The sequence below is a fragment of the Nonomuraea sp. MTCD27 genome (genome assembly GCF_041950495.1).
Taxonomy (GTDB): domain Bacteria; phylum Actinomycetota; class Actinomycetes; order Streptosporangiales; family Streptosporangiaceae; genus Nonomuraea.
Genome location: NZ_JBGNUW010000027.1, coordinates 79,212 through 98,842 on the forward strand (window position 1 = coordinate 79,212; position 19,631 = coordinate 98,842).

The window sequence follows — 19,631 nt, forward strand, 5'->3', positions numbered from 1 at the left end:
GCGCATCGCTACGGCCGCAGGTCGGCGCCCGGATGGCCGAAGGTTGGCGGTACGGGATCTACTTTGGTCGGATTCCGCTGGACCTGGGGCGGCCGTACCCTTTGGTCGTGACGACCCCGGCAGGCCTGGACCATCGGATCCTGCTCTCCGCCAGCGCGCTCAGCGGGCCCGAGCCCGTCCCGGCGCGCCCGGCCGGACGCACCAGGCGCGACTGGGCGGCCGATGTGGCGTTGTTCCTGCTGGCCATCGGCCTCACGGCGCTCGGCGTGGTGGAAGGCCTCGGCCAGCGTCCCGCACCGGTGCCGTTCGCGGTGGACGTCGCCCTCGGCGGGCTGAGCTGCCTGGGGATGTGGCTGCGCCGGCGCCGGCCGGTCGGCTTCGCGGCGGTCGCGGTGGCGTTCAGCGTCTATTCGATGTCGGCCGCGGGGGTGGCGCTGATCGCGCTGTTCACCGTCGCGGCGCACCGGCGCGTGGCGGTGGCCGGCCCGATCGTGGCCGGGTGCGTGCTGGTGCCGTTCCTGACACCGCTGGTCCGGCCGGACGTCCCGGTGCCGCCCTGGTGGCAGGTCCTGCTGGGCTTCGCCTGCGTCGCCGCGGTGCTCGCCTGGGGGATGTTCGTACGAGCCCGGCGGCAGTCCCTGCGCGAACGGGCCCGGCGGGTCGAATCCGAGCGGGAACTGCGTCTCGCCCAGGTCCGCCAGTCCGAACGCGACCGGATCGCCCGGGAGATGCACGATGTGCTCGCCCACCGCCTGTCCCTGCTCAGCCTGCACGCCGGGGCACTGGAGCTTCGTCCCGACGCCGCGCCCGAGGAGGTCGCCCGGGCCGCCGGGGTGATCCGCGACAGCGCGTACCGGGCGCTGGAGGATCTGCGCGAGGTCATCGGCATGCTCCGCGCCGGCCTCGACCGGTCCGAGGAGGGGCCGGAGCGGCCCCAGCCCACCCTGGCCGATCTTCCCGACCTGGTCGATCAGTCACGGCGCGCGGGCATGCGGGTGCTGCTCGACTGCCGGGTGGGGGAACCGGCGGCCGCGCCCGCGGCGATCGGGCGCGGCGCGTACCGGATCGTGCAGGAAGGACTGACCAATGCCCGCAAGCACGGCCGCGACGGCCAGGTGTCGGTGGCCGTCGGCGGGGCGGCGGGGGAGGGGCTGACGGTCGAGGTGCGCAACCCGGCCGGCGCCACCGCCGTCGCCGGGATCCCGGGCGGCGGCAGTGGCCTGATCGGCCTGGCCGAGCGGGCCGGCCTGGCCGGTGGACGGCTGGAGTACGGCCCGACCGCCGCGGGTGAGTTCCGGCTGTGGGCATGGCTGCCGTGGCCGAGGTGAACGCCGCGATCCGGGTTCTCATCGTGGATGACGACCCGCTGGTACGGGCCGGCCTGGCGATGATCATCGGCGGTTCGCCCGAGCTGAGCGTGGTGGGCGAGGCGGCCTGCGGAGCCGAGGTGCCCGCCGCGGTGGAGGCCTGCGCCCCGGACGTGGTGCTGATGGACATCCGCATGCCCGTGCTGGACGGCCTGGCCGCCACCGAGCTGCTGCGTGCCCGGCCCGACCCGCCCGAGGTCGTCGTGCTGACGACCTTCGACGCCGACGAGTACGTGCTGCGCGCCCTGCGCGCCGGGGCCAGCGGCTTCCTGCTCAAGCACACGCCGCCCGCCGAGATCCTGCGCGCGATCGTACGGGTGTCGGCCGGGGAGCCCATCTTGTCGCCGACGGTGACCCGCCAGTTGATCGCCCACGTCGCCGACTCCGGCGCCGCCGCCCGGCGGCAGCACGCCGTACGCGTGCTGAGCCTGCTCAGCGAACGGGAACGGGAGGTGGCCGTCGCCGTGGGCCGGGGCGGGTCCAACGCCGAGATCAGTGGTGAGTTGTTCATGAGCATCGCGACCGTGAAGGCCCACATCTCGCGCATTCTCGACAAGCTGGACCTCAACAACCGCACCCAGATCGCCCTGCTCGCCCACGACGCCGGCCTGACCGGCTGAACCTCACCCCGGCGGCACCTGACCCGGCTGCCGGCCGTCTCGCCTCCCGGGCGCGTCAATCTGGCTGCAACCGCGTCGTTCTGCGGATCCGGACGGCCGAGCGTGTGGATCGCCAGGCTACGAGCGCGGTCGTCGCGTCCTGCGTCAACGCCGCTGCGGCTCCTGCTGCCTTGCACCTCCATCGCCATCGCGGACCGACTTCTCACATCTGCGGGGCGATCATGGTTCACGTGGACACGGCGGGGCCGGCGGGCGCGTACCTACCGGGTGGGCGCGGTGCTGGAGGCGTGGGCGGCGACGCGGGAGTGGTGGCGGGATCGGGACCTGCCGTACGAGGCGCCGCTGGGAGGTATGGCACTACCGCGTTGAGGCTTCGTCGGGCCAAGGGCGTGGGGTCCTGACGTTGTCACTCGAATGTGGCAAGGTCCCCTGGCAGTGCGCAGCAGCGGGAGATCTTCGCCCCCCGGGATGGCCACGACCCGTACGTGGCCGTGGCCGCCTACAGGACGGTTAGGTGGCCGTACCTGGACAGGGCTGCGGCCAGGTCGCCGGATTTGCCGCGGAGTGCGGCGTCGAGGAAGGCGACGGTGGCCGCTGCGGTGATACGTGGCCCGGCGTTCCGACCGAGGGAGCCGACGAGCGTGGGCAGCGGCGGCAGGAAGAGCGGAGCGTCGGTGAAGGTGAGGTGTGCCGAACCGGGGACGGTGAGCCGGTAGCTCGTCGCTGTGCTGAGCTGGAGCACCCGCGTGAGGCGAGGGATGTAGTCCGGCTCCTCGCCCGGCTCCACGTCGTGGGTGAGCGCGAGCACGGGCTGGTTGAACGGTTGCGGTGCGGGGTCTCGCGGGAAGCCGTCCATGTCGATGACGGCTGCGAACCGGGGGTCCTGGCGGGCGGCCTGCAGGGCGGCGGCGCCCCCCAGGGAGTGGCCGGTCGCCGCGGCCCGGTGGATGTCGAGCCGCCCGGTCAAGAGACCCGGGATTTCACCGCGGTCCAGGCGGCCGAGCTGGGTGAGGACGAAGCCGAGGTCGGCGGCCCTGACCGCCGTCCACCCGGCCGCGCGCCTGTCGTCCTCCGCCTGGTCGCCGGTGGACGCGACCCGGGTGCGGATCGTCTGGCCGTCGGCAAGGGTGACCACGGCTGAGTCGTACGGGTGGTCGAGGGCCGCCACGACGTAGCCGCGGCTGGCCAGTTCCTCGGCCCAGGCGGTGCTCTGGGTGCGCACGCCTCCGAGCCCGGGCGAGAACAGGACCACGGGGAACCGGCCGCCTCCGGCGGCCACGGGGGTATCAGGCACTGAGCGCGTGTGGGCGCGTGCCGCCTCGTCGAGAATGAAGCTCGGAAGGCCGAGGTAGTCGGCCTCGCCGCGGGCGACGAGCCGTGCCTCCTGCGGCGTACGGCCCAAGTACCACGCCCGCCGGGCGGCAGGATCGCGCTGCGCGGGATACCAGAGCTGGACGACGACCGTCCGCTTGTCATCGGTCCGGGAGGTGGCGGTTTCCGCTCGATCGGGGTCGGTCCACTGCACGACGGTGGTGCCGACGGCGTATGCGCCCGATGGCGTGGGGAACACGGGCCGGGGTAGCGCCCACGCCGCCGCCGCGCCCGTGAGAGTCAGAGCCAGACATGCCGCCGACCCCGGCAGGGCCAGCCACCACCGAGCCCGCCGTGCGGGCCGCCCGGCACGCCGCCTCAGCAGGCAGGGAGCGGCGAACGCAAGCGCGATGGCCCCGCCCGCGAGGACGGGTACGAGCTGCCAGCGGATCCCGAGCACGGCCAGCACGATCGCGGACACCGCGAGGGCTGCCGCACCAGCCCACGTCGAGGGTCGGCGCGCGCCGGGCGGCAGCCAGCGGGCCAGCACCAGCACGACGGCGGCCGCCAAGGCCAAGAGCTCTGGGAGGGTCAGGCCGAAGAATACGGTCACAGTCATGTTGATCACCGTGGCGGAGTGACCTCAGCCGGACAACGGCCCCAATGTGGAGAGTTGTGCGCGACCTCGGTATGACCTCTCACGACCGCTCTGCGACCGGGGTCGTAGGGCCGCGGCGATCGGCGATCGGCGAGACCGCCACCGACTTGTGTTCGAGCTGCACGCTCACTTGGGCCACCCTCCCGACGTACGAATCGGGGCAGGGCGCCTGAAGCCGCCGCTAACGTCGCGTAGGAGCGAAGGGCATGCTCGCGTTACCCAGAGGCTACTTATTGTAGTTATTTGTTTACTTTCAGTAGTTGATGGGTAGAGAAGCAACCGAGGAGTACAACGCCGAATCCGGCCAACCTCCCAAACCCCCCGAAGATCCCCCGCACATTGGAGGCACCATGCGTTCCCCCCGACGTCGCCGACTCACCATCCTGTTCGCCGCCGCGATCACCGCCACCGCGGCCAGCCTGACGGTCTCCGCTACGCCCGCTCAGGCCGACATCGAAGCATGCATGTCCTACCTGGAAGGCCAAGGCATCGCCACCGGCCCCATCGGCTGCGTGTTCGGCAGCAACGGCGACATCGAGGCGTGCAAGGGACTCGTCGCCAGCTTCGCGCCCAACGATGTAGCAGAGGAAGCCTGCAACCGCGCCGCAGCAGCCTGACCGCTGCCGAATGGATGCTGGTGCCCGCTGGCGCCGGCATCCACCTCGGCACTCCCGATCACAATCCCCTGAGCAGCGGGTCAGGCGTAGGTGGAGCTGTTCGTCACCGCGCCCGCGTCCGTGGTCACCACGACGGCCACCGCGCCGGCGGCGTGCGCGGGGCTCTGCACTGGATGGTGGTGTCGTCCACCACCATCCAGGTCGGCGGCGGCGATGGTTTCCTGGCCTCGCGGTCAGACGCCGGCCGCTCTCTGCACAGGAGGTGACCACCGGCCGAGGTCGTTCAGGCCGCCCGGATCATCGCTGCGCCGGCCGGCGGGTCACTTGTGCCGTCGTTGAAGCCCATGGTCGCGACCGCCAGGACGCCAGCCCGGCGGCCCTGGCCGGCGTCCGTTCGGTGAACAGCCTCCGGTCCAGCCGCACCCCGTCAGTTGAAGCATGCACCGCGCCCATGGCGCTGCGTCCTCCGGGTGTTGTTCCTCCGCCCGCAGGCGAGCGCCGCTGAGTCTGGCGGGCGTTCCTGGATGGTAGGGCTGACCTCACTGCGACAAGGGGGTGTACGGCAATGTGGCCGGGGCCGGCGACCGGGAGGCTGGGCCGTAGCTCTGGTCGTCCACAGGAGGTCCGATGTCCCCTGTTCTCCGTGCGCCACTCGGCCGGGTGATGCGGTGGCATCGGCCGCTGATGCTCATGGTCGCCTCGATGCTGCTCCTGGTGGTCGTCTCGGTGGCCGGGCTCGCGTTCGACGACCGGGTCCTGCTCGGTGCCCCCGTCTGGCTCAAGCCGTTCAAGTTCGCGGTGTCGATGGCCGTCTACGGCACCACCCTCGCCTGGATGTTGTCCCTGCCCCATCGGGGCAGGAGGTGGACCTCGGGACTGGCCACCGTCTTCGCCGTCGCCGGGTTCGTCGACACCGCCATCGTCGCCATCCAGGCCGCCCGTGGCACCTTCAGCCATTTCAACAAGTCCACCGCCTCCGCCGAGAGGGTCATGCAGGTCATCTTCGGCAACGGCGTGCTGTGCATCATGCTGGCCAACCTCGCGCTCGCCATCATCCTGGCCGTCCAGCGGGTGCACGCCGACCGCGCGATGAGCCGGGCGATCCACACCGGCCTCGGTCTGGCCGTCCTCGGCATGGCCCTGGGCTTCCTCATCCCGGCGCAGGGAACGGCGCAGACCGCGCTGACCACCGGCGGCGAGAGGGTCCTCCTGAGCAGCGGGCACAGCGTGGGCGTGCCCGACGGCGGGCCCGGCCTGCCGCTCACGCAGTGGAGCACCACCGGCGGCGACCTGCGGATCCCGCATTTCGTCGGGCTGCACGGCCTGCAGTTCATGCTGATCGCCGCCTTGCTGCTGGCCGCGCTGGCGGCGCGCCATCCCCTCCTGCGGGACGATCGCCTCCGCGCTCGCCTGATCGGCGTGGCGGCCACCAGCTACACCGGCCTGATCGCCCTGCTCATCTGGCAGGCCTTACGCGCCCAGCCCCTCGTCCGCCCCGACGCTCTGACCCTGGCCGCCGCCGCCCTCTTGGCGGCTCTCACCACCCTGGCCGCCGTTGCCGTCCTGAAAGCCGGGCGGGTCTCCGACGGCAACCCCCTGCGGCTCAACAGGCCCACCTCGACGGCGGCCGAGTGGGCTGACCTGCCGTATGGGAGCCAGGCCGGGTCACCCGGCGGTCCGGATGGGGACCGGGGCCGGGGTCACCCGGCCGCAGCGTGGAAAGCTGCGGGCAGGTCAACGGACCCGTGGTCGTGGGGTGCACAACCTCCAGGTGCTGTACGCAGCCGTACTTTGCGATCCAGCGGGGAGGATCGCGCAGATATCTCAGGCCGAACGCGGCGTAGTACGCGGTGTCGGCCTGGTGGACGAGGTCCTGGCCATGCAGATGCATCTCGCTGGCGTCGACCCCGTCGTCGGGTCCTGCTGCATCCGGCCGGCGATGCGGATGACGCTGGTCCCCTGGGGCCCGGCCTCTCACTCACTGCGGGGGGCGCCTTGGCTGCATCCAGATACGTGACACCCGCGATGGGGTGACAGAGCAGGGGGTGGCCCCGAGCTTCGTCGAAGCGGACGCGCAGGTAGGCGTCGCAGAACCCGATGATGGTGCCGGGTCAGCCCTCGAGCGCGATGCGGCCGAGCCGTTTCGCGGCGGGCTGCCCATAGCGGCGGCGTACATAGCGGGCGTGGTCGGGCTGTGCCCCCTGGTCGAACCGCTGGAGCCAGCGCTTGGCCGGAGGACGGGCCGGGACAGGCTGGAGGGCGACCACGATGAAGCCGTCCTGGCGGGCGGTGAAGGCGACGGCCGGGCGACCGGCTGAACCAGGTGTGCCGCCAGAGCATGCGGCACCTGGTCACCAGCGACGCCAGGCAACTCGACGCCTGGGACCGCAGTGAGCCGAACGCCCCCCATGTGTACGCGGTGTGCGCCGGCCACGCGACCCGATGCCGCAGGCGTCATCGGGCAGCAGTAATGCCCGGACCGGGCGATCGTCGAGCTCGGCGACGGTGGCACGGTCGGCCAGGCGGCACGGACCGGCTGATGGTCCGGAAAGGCGCGCAGGAACTCCGTGTGCCGGTTCCGGGCGGCTCGCGGGGTCGCCGCGTCGCCGAGCAGCGCGGCGATGGCGTCCCAGTCGCGGCCGTCGGCTCGGGCGGCCTGCAGCAGGTCCAGTTCATCGCGGTCGAGCCGGGCGCGGGCGGCGCCGAGCAGGGTGAGCGCGTCCGCGGCGTCGCCGGGCGCGGCCGGTGGGCCGGTGTGCCACCGCGCCCTTGTCGATCGGGGCATACACCCACGTCTCCATCGGGTGGCGATGGACGTGGTCGCCGTGGTGAGCGCGGCGGCACTGCGGCGCGCTGCCGAAACGCTCGCGGGTCAACGTGCGGCGGGATCGATGACCTCACTCCAGACAACCTCGGCGACGTCGTGCACAGGCGGCCACCCGCGCGACCACATGGTGGCGGCCGTACGTCAGGCGGCACGCCGACGGAAACGTCCCGCGGTCATCTGTCGCCTCTCGAGATCTGCAGTGGCAAGCGGACTTGCCCAGACGGTCAAACTTTGAATTCTTTCCTTCCTCAACATACATTCAACTACACTGGGTAATTAAATTACTACAGCAAGTCATCTAGTGAAGGAAGGGTCCATGCTCTCCCCGCTTACCCGTACCGCCGCCCTGCTGGCGGCAGCCGCGACATTGGGCACCGCCACCCCAGCGATCGCCCAAACCAACTCCATCAGCATCAATTCTGCCGCCGCTAAGGGCGGCAAGAACGCCGCCATCAACGTCACCTACACCTGCGACCAGAACCTGGAAAGTCCTTTCATCGCGGCAAGGCTCAAGTTCAGCTGGGGCAATGTGTATGGCAGGCTCGCCACGCTCACCTGCGACGGGCAGAGTCACACCACGGACGTATCCGTCTCCAGTAACTACAACACCATCAAACGAGGCGAAAAAGCAGAGGCCGGCGTTCAGCTTCAGCAGGGGTCCGTTCTTCCAGAAGTGGTGGTGTCGGACACCAAGCGCCTGACCCTTGGGTGAACCTCCCAGTTCCGGGAGTCCCTGAAGAGTCGAAGCCACCTCTCAGGAGGGGCGGCCCAGACGGCCTCATCGTCTCGCAGCGAGGCGACGGTCCGTTCGCGTTCTCATGGTGCGGAGGAAATGGAAGGCGCTGAGAGCGCCGGAGAGTGGTTGGTTGTCTGCCGTATCCACCCGGGGAGGTGGCTCTCGCAAAGATGAGTGGCCGATTCCTCCAGCCGCCAGTTCGCCATGGCGCTCCAGACGCTCGGGGGAGTCACCGTCGCGGACGGTCAACAAGCGCTCTTGCTCATCGGGGTCACCCTGTCTCCACACCGAGGCCGCGTCATGCCGATGCGTCGATGATCCTGGAAAGGATCCAGCGAACGAATCGGGTGACCTCGCGCGGGTCGAGCTCGGCGGCGGGCAGGCATCGCTGGCGATCGAGGGCTGACTGGACCAGCTCATGACTCATGGCGGACACGCGGTGGAGCGCCCACTGTCCACCGTCGATCTTGGACACGAGTGTGCCCTCCGCTGCGAACCGCCAGGCACGACAGGCGTTGAGCACCGCGTACTCACCAGGCGCGCGTTCCGCGGCCCAGCGCAACTCGGACACCAGTTGGGCCACCACCAGGTCATGGGCGACGGGAGCGAACACCTCGGCGGGGGAGCGCCCGGGACCGACCAGGCGCCCGGCCCGGCGGCATACGGCAAAGTGCAGCACCAGGTCGGGGTCTCCCTCATGCCCATGACCATCGACGACCTTGGTGTCATCGGCAGCTGTCGTGACATGGAGCTCGAACGGCGGCTGTGCCGTGGGGTGCCGGGCGACCGGGAGGGTAACGACGCTCAGTTCCAGCCCCTGAGCAGGGCAAGGCAGGCGGTCGCGGCGTAGCCGTTCTGCGGCGGCTGCCTGCTCATCTGCCGTCATGGGACGCTCGCACACGACAATGACGTCGATGTCGCTGCGCCGCGCGTCGAAGCCGCCGAGCACTGCGGACCCATGGAGGTAGACGCCTGTCAGCCGCGAGCCGAGCACCGCCGCCATCGCGGATGCGACGTCACCGATGTAGTGGCCTGACAGAGAATCCATGATCGGACTATAGGAAAGCAGCCGCGAGGCCATGGGTGAGATGGGTGACACGAAGGGGTGTGAAGTCGGGATCGGACATGATCGTGAAGCTACCGACAAGTTCGACGTCGCGGCTGCTCGCCCAGGCCGTGAGCTTCTCGCGGAGCAGCGGCCCAGATGGGCGTATCACCTTCCCAGGGTCGTCGTCCTTCTCCGGCCGAGAGCGGCGCGGCCTCGGGCAAGTCCAGGTCCTTGACGATCTCGGACGGGTGCAGGCGGTGAGGCTGGCCAGGTTCCCTGAAAGGGAGTCGGCTTGAGCAGGATGCGGTCGAAAGTGCTGATCTTGAGGTGGTTGAGAGCCGCAACTCCTTCCGGCTGATCCTCCGCACCTGCTCGATCGAGAGGCGCGCGAAATCCGGCATGCGCGGATGATCCCATCGAGCGTGGCGGCGTGGGGCCGAGGTGATCAGGAGCGGCGGCACCCCGGATGCCTGCTGCCCTGTGACAGGCCCTCGACCTGGCCTGGGATGCTGCCCGTTTCATCGGCAATCTGGACGTCGTGACCTGGAACGTCCAGGCGGGCGAAGTCAGGGTGCGCACTTCCGACGGAGCCCTGCACAACACCGGCTCGTACCCGCTGGACTGGCGGTGCGGGACCGCGTGCATCAATGGCGGATGGGCCGCGATCGGAGTCGTGGACTCCTACAAACGCGCTCCCCGGGCGGTAGGGAGGCGGTCAGGCGTACGGCGGGGGCTTGTCAGGCTTGCCGGGTGCTGCCATGGCCGCGGCGGCGGGGTCCGGCGTTTGCAGGAGGGCGGTCAGGTGCCGATGAGGTGGTCCCCGCAGGGTCGTCATCAGGGCGGGGTTCGGGTGCGGGCGCTGGCCGATGGCGTCGCCGAGCAGAGCGATGCCCGGATTGCCGTCCCGGGCCAGGCGGCTCGTATCGGCGGATCGGCGGATCGTCGGTCGGCGGGCCCCCGGCGAGGCGGCATCATGCTGAGTCTCGGGGAAGCCCTCGGGCCAGCGTGACCAGGCGGGGGGCCCGCCGAGGAGGACGCCGGTCGGCGGCGCGGCGTTCACCCGAGGCCAGGCGGTAGGGCACCAGCGTGACCATCACTCCGGAGATCAGCAGCAGCTGGTCCCGCAGCCGCGCGGCCAGCCGGTTGTGCAGCATCCGCTCCCACCAGTGGCCGGTCATGTATTCGACGATGTAGACGGTGACGATCTCGCCGTCGTGCCGGGCCAGTCGTTCGCGCACATGCTGCAGCACCGGGCCCACCGTGGTCCGGTACGGCGAGTCGATCAGTGTCAGCGGCACATCCGGGGCGTACCGCTCCCAGCCGTCCCGCAGTTCCCGGGTCATCTCCTCATCGGTGCACACGTGGACGGCCTCGAGGCTGGCCGGCCGGGTGGCGGCGGCGTAGGCGAGCGCCTGCAGAGCCGGGCTGCTCAGCCGGGACACCAGCACCATGGCGTGAGCGATGGCCGGGCGAACCGGGGGCGCGTCCGGTTCGGTCGCCTCCCGCACGTGGTCGTAGTGCCGCCGGATCGCCTTCATGAGCACGAACAGCGCCGGCATGGCGAGGCAGACGATCCACGCGCCGTTGAGGAACTTGGTGACCAGGACGATCACCAGCACCACGGCGGTCACCACCGCTCCGACCGCGTTGATCGCCTGGCGCCGCCGCACCTGCAGGGTGTACGGCCGGCCGAGGCGCTGCCAGTGCCGGACCATGCCCGCCTGGCTGAGTGTGAACGACACGAAGACGCCGATGATGTAAAGCTGGATCAGCCGGGAGGTGTTGGCGTCGAAGGCGACGAGCAGGATCGCCGCGGCCGTGGCGAGCAGCAGGATCGCGTTGCTGAAGACCAGTCGGTCTCCCCGCTTGTGAAGCTGCCGGGACAGGTAGGAGTCCGCGGACAGGATGGAGGCCAGCAGGGGGAACCCGTTGTACGCGGTGTTGGCGGCCATGATCAGGATTGCCGCGGTGGTGGCCTGGAGGTAGGCGTACAGGACGCCGCCGCCGAAGACGGCGTCGCCGATCTGGGCGAGCGCGGTCGGCTCGACGTAGTTCGCGGGCATCCCGGTGACCCGGCCAGGGTGATCGGGGTCGGTCATCCGTACGCCGGTGAACAGCGCCAGCGCGGTGATGCCGGAGAACATGGTGATCGACAACACGCCCATGATCGCCAGGGTGTTCGCCGCGTTCTTGCTCTTGGGCGGCCGGAAGGCAGGCACGCCGTTGCTGACGGCCTCGACTCCCGTCAGTGCCGTGCACCCGGAGGCGAACGCCCGCAGCACCAGGAAGATCGCCACCACACCGGCGGGCTGGTAGAGCGGGTCGATGGCGAAGTCCGCGCTGATGGCGCGTGGCAGGTCGGCGGTGGCCAGCCGCCACGCCGCGACCAGGAACAGCAGGTAGATGCCGGCGATGAAGGCGTAGGTGGGCACGGCGAAGCCGTGCCCGGACTCCCGGGTGCCGCGCAGGTTGATCAGGGTGAGTATCGCGATGCAGGCCACGCTCAGCGCGGCCGACCAGCGTTCCAGCGCGGGTAGATAGGAGGTGATGGCGTCGACTCCGGCGGCGACGGAGACGGCTACCGTCAGCACGTAGTCGACCAGCAGCGCGCTCGCCGCGACCAGGCTGGCGTTGGTGCCGAGGTTCTCCCGGCTGACGACGTACGCTCCGCCTCCGTTGGGGTAGGCGTAGCAGGTCTGCCGGTAGGACACGATGATGATGACCAGCATGGCCACGATGGCCGCCCCGATCCACCCCGTGACGTGCAGCAGGGCGAGCCCGCCCAGGGTGAGGGCCATGATGATCTGCTCGGTCGCGTACGCCACCGATGAGATGGGGTCGCTGCAGAAGACGGGCAACGCCAGCCGCTTGGGCAGGAGCTGTGTGGCAAGGCTCCCGGTCGGCAGCGGGCGGCCGATCAGGACCCGCTTCGCCCACTCCTTCACGGGCCGGCGGTCACACGCATCACCGCCTCCTTTCGATCACTGACTGTAATCGAGGTGGCAGCGGTGCACCGCCTCGACATGCGGCGATCCGTCATCGAGGTGGCCGGCTGAGCCGGGTGCGGCCGTTGGCGTGCAAGGTGGTCGGCGGTCGGATCGCCTGCGGCGACGTGTTCGACGTGCACCAGCAGCCGCCGCAACAATGCGCGGTTGGCGATCGGGCCGGGACAGGTGGCTGCGTCCGCCTGCGGCGCGAGGGCGTGCACGAGCTCATCGCCGCCCCCGGCCTGCCGGCAGCTGTCGCACGCCGCAGCATCCCGCCTGTCGGCGGGTCAGCGCCGCCGCGCTCGCTCCATGTCTCGCGCACAAACCGCGGGTCGGTCGGCGGCAGGGTTTCGCCGCCAGAACGGTGAACGGCTGGTGCGGGAGCGGCGAAAAGAGTCCCACGTGCACCGTATCCGGATCGCCGCTTTTAGTGGACAAATCAAGAAATAAAACGGCTTGAATGGAATGACATCATTTCTCATCGGAGTCGCCGTCGAGGGTGGCGCATGTTTCAGAGCCGGCTTTTCCTGGGTACCCCTGACTCGATATGCCTATTCGGTGGCCGACGGAAATGTCCATCGCATAATCATGAGGATCCCGGTGATTGCTCGTCACAGAACAGCGCATTCGCGCGGGTGGGCAGGCCGACGCGCATCATGGTGGACCATTTCGCCGAGGTCCACCGGTGGTGCGGGCGTTCGTCCGGTCCCGCCGCAGGAAACGGGGGCCACCCGGGTCGCCGCCATGCTGGGGCCGGCCTTTGTGGCGGCGATCGCGTACGTCGACCCCGGGAACGTGGCCACCAACCTCACCGCGGGTGCGACGCTGGGCTACACGCTGGTGTGGGTCGTCGTGGCGGCCAGTCTCGTCGCGATCCTGGTGCAGTTCCAGGCGGCGAAACTCGGTATGGCGACCGGGGAGAGCCTGCCGAGCCTGTGCCGTCGGCGCTTCACCCGGGCAGGCCGTCTCATGCTGTGGTTGCAGGCCGAGGTGGTCGTGCTCGCGACCGATCTGGCCGAGTTCGTGGGTGCGGCCATCGGCATGCACCTGCTGTTCGGGATGCCGGTGGCGGTGTCGGCGCTGTCCACGGCCGTGGTGTCGCTCGCGCTGCTGGAACTGCGGCGCAAGGGGCGCACTCGCCCGTTCGAGCTCATGAGTGCCGCGGCGCTCATGTTCGTCGGCGCGGGCATCGGCTACGACATCGTCGTCACGGGCAACCAGTCGGTGAGCGGCCTGGCCGCCGGGCTGATCCCGAGCCTTGGCGGTGAGGGAGCGCTGCTGCTGGCCATGGGCATCGTCGGCGCCACGGTCATGCCCCACGCGGTCTACCTGCACTCGGCTCTGGTGCAGGGGCGCGGCATGACGACCGAGGCGGTCCGCCGCCAGCCCGTCCTCGTCCGCCGGATCCTGCGCCTGGACTGCTCGCTCGCCCTGGGCGTGGCCACGGTCATCAACGTGTCGATGATCGCCCTCGGCGCCGGGCTCGGCGCCGCGACCGGCGGTGGGTGGACCGGCGATCTGGAGGCCGCCCATGCGGAGCTGGGCGCCCGGATCGGTGGAGCCGCCGCCCTCGCCTTCGCTGTCGCGCTGCTGTCGTCGGGGATCTCCTCCTCCGGGATCGGAACCCTCGCCGGCGACATCGTGATGAGGGGTTTCCTCGGCCGGCGGGTGCCGGTGCGCGTGCGCCGGATCGTGACCATGACGCCGGCGGTTCTTGCCCTGTTCTCCGGCGCTTCCCTGACCGACCTGCTGGTTCTGAGTCAGGTGGTCATCTCCCTCGGCGTGCCCGTGGTGCTGTTCCTGCTCGTCTCTTTCTGTCGTGATCGTTCGCTGATGGGTGAGCTGGTCAACGCCCCGCACACGACCTGGATCGCGGGTACGGCCGCAGTGATCGTCGCGGCCCTGGGCTGCTCGTTGCCGGTTTTCCTGCTGTTGTGAGCTGTGAACGGGATCTTTCGATGCACGACCAGACCGGGCCCGGCTCCGGCGGGGCCTCACCGGAGACGTTCATTCCGATTTCCCTGTGCCGGATAAGGCGCAAGTTCTTCGTGTTCGCCGGTCTGACCGTCGGCTGCGCGATGTTCGAGGCGACCGTGTGGCTCACCCTCGTGCTGCTGCTCACATCTGTCGCCATTTTGCTGGCCGCGGGGATCCTGGGCGGGACGGAGCTGATCCGTTCCGTTCTCCTCATGCCGCCGAAGCGTGAATCGCGATGCAAGCCGTGAGCCGTCATCGGCGGACCGGGTCACCGGGGTTTGCGCGGGCGACGATGAGCGGGTCGATCGGGGTGAAGGGAAATTGCGGCAGCTCCCGCTCGGGAATGTCGAAACTCGCGGCGAGGACTTCGCGGGAGAATGCCGAGGCGGTGGCCCGGTAGCCGATGTCGCCGGGCATGGGCTGGTCGAAGAAGATGAGGAAGTGAATGTCCTCGTCGCCGATGACCTCGATGTGGTGCGGAAAGGCGCGCGGCACGAAGTACATGTCGCCGGGGCCGAGCAGGTATTCGTCGAGGGTGTTGTCGGGGTCCAGGACGCGCATGCGGGCGTGCCCCTTGGCGACATATCCCATCTCGGCGGTGATCGGATGCCAGTGCGGTTCACGCATCCCGCTCTCCCTGATACGCAGGGAGTACATGGAGATGTCCTCCAGGGCGGCCCAGTACTGCTTGCGGGCCAGGCGCGCGTCGCCGTAGGCGTACGACAGCGGCGTATGCTGACCTTCCGCGTCGAACAGATGGGCGTTGGGCAGCCCCGCCGTGGACGGGACATCGGCCGAACCGGCGCGCCGGACGATCTGCTGAGCCGGAGACCGCTCGAAGGCGGCGAACGCCGACGCGGGCAGGTCGTAGGTGTTACCGAGCACGGCATCGGTCATGGCGTTGAAACTGGCGTGCAACGAGAAGTGCTGCGGGCGCTCGCTGCGCAGCGCGAGAAGGAACTCGGCGCGCTCGTCGCCGATGTTCTCGATGTGGTAAATGGCGCCGGACTCGACGTGATACATCTGACCGGCTCGGACGATGAACGACGAGAAGGCGTCGGCGTCGCCCAGGATCGACACCAGGACCGTGCCGGCAAGGCAATAGCCGAGCTGGTTGGCGTTGACGTTCCACTGCGGCTCGCGGATGGCGCCGGGCTCCAGCACGACATGCTTGAGCGAGAGCCGGTTGAGGATCGGCAGCACGGTGGCGTCCACCATGGTGACCGATCCGAGCTCGTTCTCGAATGCGGGTGGCAGAGCCGCCAAAGAAGTGATGTGCGGCGACGTACTCGTCATGACTTCTCCTTCGTAACCGCATGCCGACGATCGAAATCCCGTGCGCGGCATCGCGGAACATCGTCCTTGGAGCGCAGGGCACGCCCACGCGGCCGATCCAGTGATCGATCTTCATGTGCTGGCGTATGCCCAGGTTAAGCAGCGCGTGTCCGCTGTGGCGGACTGCGTCACGGCGTGTCGCCCGATCATGGCCCTTCCGGTCGCCCTGGTTCGCGCGGCACCGCCATCTCGTGCCGCAAGATCAATATCTCTGCGTCTTCGGCCGCGGAGGAACGAGACAGCGGGACGAGCCACGCGAAGATCTGCGTGGCGATCAGGTGGAGCAGTCGCACGAGTACGAGGATCGATGATGTCGTATCGGTGCGGGGAGCGTCGTCCCAGGTCGGGAGCTGTGCAATTGAGCCCTTGCGCACTGCGTACGTGGCGCTGATCGTGTTAATGAAAACACGCCAGTCAGAAGGGCGAGCGCGCACCGGGGGAGCGGCGGGGGAGCCGCTGCCCGAGGCGGTCGTTGCGGTCTCCGGCGAGTCGGCGGCTCCGGGCCCGGTCGGAGGGCTGCGATCCGGGCGTTTTCTGCTAATACGGATTATTACTGGGCTATCACCTCTTGACCCCACCCTTCGTGAAGTCTCACACTCTCTGCTAATGCGCATTATCGAGGAGACGGATGGTGGCAAGACGCCTCACCCAGCAGGACATCGCCCGCATGGCGGGGGTGAGCCAGACCACCGTGTCGCTGGTGCTCAGCAACCGCGTGGACAGCGCGGTGCGCATCTCGCCCAAGACCCGGCAACGGGTGCTGCGGGTGATCAGGGAGACCGGCTACATCGCCGACCCCGCCGCCCGCAGGCTCGCCGAGGAGGCCGGGTACGACCTGCTGCTGTTCACCAGCGCGCGGGCCACGCGCGGCAAGCGGCGGATCTTCAACGACGACAGCCAGGGCCTGCTCATCCCGAGAGGTCACGATCGTGCCGCTGTTCCGGATGTTCAACAGGGCCTGGGCCACTTCGGCACCTTCTACCGGGTCGCGCTTCCGCCGGCCAGACCGGCGCTCGGCGCCCCGGCCATCTTCGCCTTCCTGCACTCCTGGAACCTCCACCTGGAGCCGATCGTGTGCCTGTCCAGCCCGACATGTTCACGCAGCCGCAGGCGCTCACCCAGTTCGTCGACGCCTACGGCAGGCCCATGTGGAACGTCCAGCTCGCCGCCGCCTCCATGACCGCCGTGCCGATCCTGATCGTTTTCGTCCTCGCCCAGCGCCAGTTCATCGAGGGACTGGCGCACACCGGGCTTAAGGAGTGATGTCCTGTGTACTCCCGACGTGGTTTCGTCTCCCTGGCCGCCGGCGCGGCCGCCTTACCGCTGCTGCCCGAGCCCGCCGCCGCCGATCCGCTCGCGAGCGGGTGGGACCTGCCGGGGTCGGTGTTCGTGACCGCGCCGCCCGACCCGCAGGCCGTGCTGCTCGGCGGGCCCGGCTTCGAGACCCACGCCGATGGCGTCGGCGACGACACGGCGGCGTTGCAGGCCGCCATCGATGAGGCTTCCCGGCGCGGTATCGCCAACAAGCTCGGCGACATCCTCGGTGGCGTGCGCGACTTCCCCCACGGTGACGGGGGCGGCGTCGTCCTCGTGCCCGAAGGCACGTACCGGCTGTCGGGTACCGTCCGGGTGTACGACTCGGTCCGCGTGATCGGCTTCGGCCGCCGGCGTCCCCGTCTCCTGCTGGGGGAGAACACCCTCGGCTACGCGTCGGGGACGGCGAAGGACGTGCTCTCCTTCGTACGGCGTCCCGTGGGCGGGCCGATCGCCTACGCCAACAACGACACCTTCGGCTCCGGCCTGGTCAACCTCGACATCACCATCGCGGCCGGCAACCCGGACGCGGTGGCCGTCCGGTTCGGCGGCGCGCAGCTCTGCCTGCTGCAGGACCTCGACATCGACGCGGGCGACGCCCGCGCCGGCATCGACCACAACGCCAACCTGATCCACCGCGTACGGGTGCGCGGCGGCGAGGTCGGCCTGAACGCCTACGCCGCCTCGGCCGGCTGGCAGACCACGCTGCTCGACTGCCGGTTCGAGGGCCAGCGCCGCGCCGCGGTGGCGATGGTCAACGACGCCAAGCTCGTCGTCGTCAGGGCCGTGGTCGCGCGCACGCCGAGGGCGTTCGAGGGCGCGCCGGGGCAGTGGCAGCACCTGTACGTCCAGGACTCCCACTTCCACGACGTCCGCGACGTCGCCGTGGTGCTCAACGACCAGGTCCCCGGCTCGGAGAACGACCTCATCCGGCGCAGCACCCAGCTCACCCTGCTGAACTGCACGTCCTCGCGGGTCAGCGACCTGCTCCTGCTCGCGCAGAGCGGTTCGCGTACCTCCGCACCGTCGCCGTCGGTCCACATCCGCGAGCTGACGTACGGACTGCGCGTCGAACACGCCCTGACCAGCGGCGAGACCCGGCGGGAAGGCGTGCACGCCGACCTTCGCCCGGGCGCCCCGATCGGCCGCTCCCTCACCAACCTGAGGCCCGACACCCCCGTGCCGCCGCCGACGCGCGAGTGGGTCAGCGTCGCCGACGTCGCGGCCAGGATGGGGCGCACCATCGGCATGGGCGAGGACGACCTGGCGGTCTTCCAGGCGGCCGTGGACCGCCACGACACCGTGTTCGTCCCCATCGGGCAGTACACGCTGACCGGCACGCTCCGGCTGCGGGCCGGCACCCGCCTCATCGGCCTGCATCCGCGCCAGACCTGGCTGCTCGCCGCCGACGGCCACCCTGCCTTCTCCGACCCGGACGCGCCACGCGCACTGGTGTCGACCCCGCGCGGTGGCCGTACCGTCGTGACGGGCATCGGACTCGACACCGCCAGGCAGACACCGGGCGCGGTGAACCTGCTGTGGCAGTCGGGCGCGGACTCCTATCTGGCCGACATCGCGACCCAGTTCGTCAAGTGGCACCCGGCGGACGCCCCGACGGGTGACCCCGGCTACAGCTACCGGGGCAGGCACAAGTACAGCATCTGGGTACGCGGAGGCGGCGGCACGTTCGCCAACGTGTGGAGCGTCAACGGCTGGGCGGACAACGGCCTGCTGGTGGAGGACACCCACGTCCCCGCCCGCCTGTACGAGATCTCGGTGGAGCACCACGAGACCCGCGAGGTGGTGCTGCGCGGCGTGTCAGGATGGCGCTTCCTCGGCCTGCAGACGGAGGACCACATCTACGGCTGGCGATCCCAGGCCGTCGAGATCGAGCGCAGCCGCGACATCCTGCTGGCCAACTCCGTTCTCTTCCGCGTGGCCACCGTCCTGGGGCCGCACCCGTACGCCGTGAGCGTCCGCGGCTCCTGCCGCATCACCCTGCGCGGCAACCGCGGCTACCGCGACAAGACCCCCGAGTTCACCCAGTGGGGCGCGGCCGTCCACGACCATGACAGTGGGCGAAGCGTGCCCGAGGTGGAGTTCACCTTGATCGAGGTGAGATGAGCCACGTCGGAGCGCCGCCCTCCGGTCCTGGGCGACGACCGTGAAGGCTTAGCCGGCCGCGCCGCTGTCCTGCGACGCCGAAGGGCAGTTCAACCTGGTCGTGGAAGCCGCCGTACGCGGCCTGGGCCTGGACACTTGTCTGCCGCAGCGCGACGGTGGCGAGGCCGCCCGGTTGGTCGCGCAAGGCATGGACGAGTGCCAGGTGCTCAAGCCCGTGCTGGACGGCCGGGTCCCGGACGAGGGCGGCTGCGTCGAGCTCGGTATCGCCCCACACCCCGGGCAAGTACTGCGTTGGCATGCAAGATCGACTGCGGCCGCTTCGGCGGCACCGACAGCGACAACCTGATGATCGACTACACCCTCGCCTGAACGGCCAAGCCCTGGACCACCTCGTCCAGGGCTTGGCCCGCCGGCCCGCGATCCTGCCGACATCGGCCACACCGTCTATGAGCCGCTGCACGGCCCACAGGCCGCCTTCCAGCCATGGATCGCCGACCTCGCGCCGCATCTCGGCCTCCGGCACCACCGCCTGGGGTCGACGGACGCGTCGTCGGTGCATGGGTGCAGGATCCCGGCGGTGTGGGCGAGCTGCGCCTGCTTGATGACGATGTCTCCCGGCAGGCCCGCGAGGCGTTGGCCGCCGAAGCGCGGCGGTTGGGCGCGTGGCTGCCAGCGGGTGTTCACCGTCTACCCCTCACCGGCCATGCAGC

The 19,631-nt window shown here is 69.9% G+C and carries 14 protein-coding genes; 9 read left to right on the plus strand and 5 right to left on the minus strand.

The window, feature by feature from the left end; all coding sequences use genetic code 11:
- Positions 1 to 107: 107 nt before the first annotated feature.
- Together ACBJ59_RS52185 and ACBJ59_RS52190 are read left to right on the plus strand one after the other, a co-directional pair.
- Positions 108 to 1,328: a sensor histidine kinase gene (locus ACBJ59_RS52185; protein ID WP_375117429.1), complete on the plus strand. Its 1,221-nt coding sequence runs from the start codon at positions 108 to 110 to the stop codon at positions 1,326 to 1,328.
- A complete protein-coding gene (locus ACBJ59_RS52190; protein ID WP_375117430.1) occupies positions 1,307 to 1,987 on the plus strand; it encodes a response regulator in 681 nt (226 codons plus the stop codon). The genes ACBJ59_RS52185 and ACBJ59_RS52190 overlap by 22 nt, the downstream gene beginning before the upstream one ends.
- A 499-nt stretch (positions 1,988 to 2,486) precedes the next feature.
- Here ACBJ59_RS52190 and ACBJ59_RS52195 read toward each other — a convergent pair whose 3' ends face one another.
- Entirely contained in the window at positions 2,487 to 3,917 is a 1,431-nt protein-coding gene (locus tag ACBJ59_RS52195; RefSeq protein WP_375117431.1) for an alpha/beta hydrolase family protein, read from the minus strand.
- A gap of 389 nt (positions 3,918 to 4,306) precedes the next feature.
- Here ACBJ59_RS52195 and ACBJ59_RS52200 point away from each other — a divergent pair, with 389 nt between their 5' ends.
- Together ACBJ59_RS52200 and ACBJ59_RS52205 are read left to right on the plus strand one after the other, a co-directional pair.
- Positions 4,307 to 4,573 carry a hypothetical protein gene (locus ACBJ59_RS52200; protein WP_375117432.1) on the plus strand — a complete coding sequence of 89 codons (267 nt, stop codon included), beginning with the start codon at positions 4,307 to 4,309 and terminating at the stop codon, positions 4,571 to 4,573.
- Between the two features lie 627 nt (positions 4,574 to 5,200).
- The gene (locus ACBJ59_RS52205) at positions 5,201 to 6,607 is read left to right on the plus strand and encodes a hypothetical protein (protein WP_375117433.1); all 1,407 of its coding nucleotides are present in this window, start codon (positions 5,201 to 5,203) and stop codon (positions 6,605 to 6,607) included.
- Between the two features lie 77 nt (positions 6,608 to 6,684).
- Here ACBJ59_RS52205 and ACBJ59_RS52210 read toward each other — a convergent pair whose 3' ends face one another.
- Entirely contained in the window at positions 6,685 to 6,840 is a 156-nt protein-coding gene (locus tag ACBJ59_RS52210) for a hypothetical protein (protein ID WP_375117434.1), read from the minus strand.
- Positions 6,841 to 7,716: 876 nt separating this feature from the next.
- Between ACBJ59_RS52210 and ACBJ59_RS52215 the strand changes: the two genes are divergently transcribed.
- A complete protein-coding gene (locus ACBJ59_RS52215) occupies positions 7,717 to 8,112 on the plus strand; it encodes a hypothetical protein (protein WP_375117435.1) in 396 nt (131 codons plus the stop codon).
- A gap of 322 nt (positions 8,113 to 8,434) precedes the next feature.
- On the opposite strand, the gene ACBJ59_RS52220 is transcribed toward ACBJ59_RS52215, so the two are convergent.
- Positions 8,435 to 9,184 carry an aminoglycoside adenylyltransferase domain-containing protein gene (locus tag ACBJ59_RS52220; protein ID WP_375117436.1) on the minus strand — a complete coding sequence of 250 codons (750 nt, stop codon included), beginning with the start codon at positions 9,182 to 9,184 and terminating at the stop codon, positions 8,435 to 8,437.
- A gap of 971 nt (positions 9,185 to 10,155) precedes the next feature.
- Positions 10,156 to 12,129: an APC family permease gene (locus tag ACBJ59_RS52225; protein ID WP_375117437.1), complete on the minus strand. Its 1,974-nt coding sequence runs from the start codon at positions 12,127 to 12,129 to the stop codon at positions 10,156 to 10,158.
- A 786-nt stretch (positions 12,130 to 12,915) separates the two neighbouring features.
- On the opposite strand from ACBJ59_RS52225, the gene ACBJ59_RS52230 reads away from it, so the two are divergent.
- Together ACBJ59_RS52230 and ACBJ59_RS52235 are read left to right on the plus strand one after the other, a co-directional pair.
- Positions 12,916 to 14,109: an Nramp family divalent metal transporter gene (locus tag ACBJ59_RS52230; RefSeq protein ID WP_375117438.1), complete on the plus strand. Its 1,194-nt coding sequence runs from the start codon at positions 12,916 to 12,918 to the stop codon at positions 14,107 to 14,109.
- A 20-nt stretch (positions 14,110 to 14,129) separates the two neighbouring features.
- On the plus strand, positions 14,130 to 14,396 hold the full coding sequence (locus tag ACBJ59_RS52235) for a hypothetical protein (RefSeq protein ID WP_375117439.1): 267 nt from the start codon (positions 14,130 to 14,132) through the stop codon (positions 14,394 to 14,396).
- A gap of 4 nt (positions 14,397 to 14,400) precedes the next feature.
- Here ACBJ59_RS52235 and ACBJ59_RS52240 read toward each other — a convergent pair whose 3' ends face one another.
- The gene (locus tag ACBJ59_RS52240; protein WP_375117440.1) at positions 14,401 to 15,444 is read right to left on the minus strand and encodes a cupin domain-containing protein; all 1,044 of its coding nucleotides are present in this window, start codon (positions 15,442 to 15,444) and stop codon (positions 14,401 to 14,403) included.
- Positions 15,445 to 16,111: 667 nt separating this feature from the next.
- On the opposite strand from ACBJ59_RS52240, the gene ACBJ59_RS52245 reads away from it, so the two are divergent.
- Together ACBJ59_RS52245 and ACBJ59_RS52250 are read left to right on the plus strand one after the other, a co-directional pair.
- Positions 16,112 to 16,663, plus strand: coding sequence for a LacI family DNA-binding transcriptional regulator (locus tag ACBJ59_RS52245; protein ID WP_375117441.1), 552 nt, complete (start codon positions 16,112 to 16,114; stop codon positions 16,661 to 16,663).
- A gap of 89 nt (positions 16,664 to 16,752) precedes the next feature.
- Positions 16,753 to 18,921 (plus strand): glycosyl hydrolase family 28-related protein, encoded by a 2,169-nt coding sequence (locus ACBJ59_RS52250; RefSeq protein WP_375117442.1) that lies wholly within the window; start codon positions 16,753 to 16,755, stop codon positions 18,919 to 18,921.
- Positions 18,922 to 19,631 lie beyond the last annotated feature (710 nt).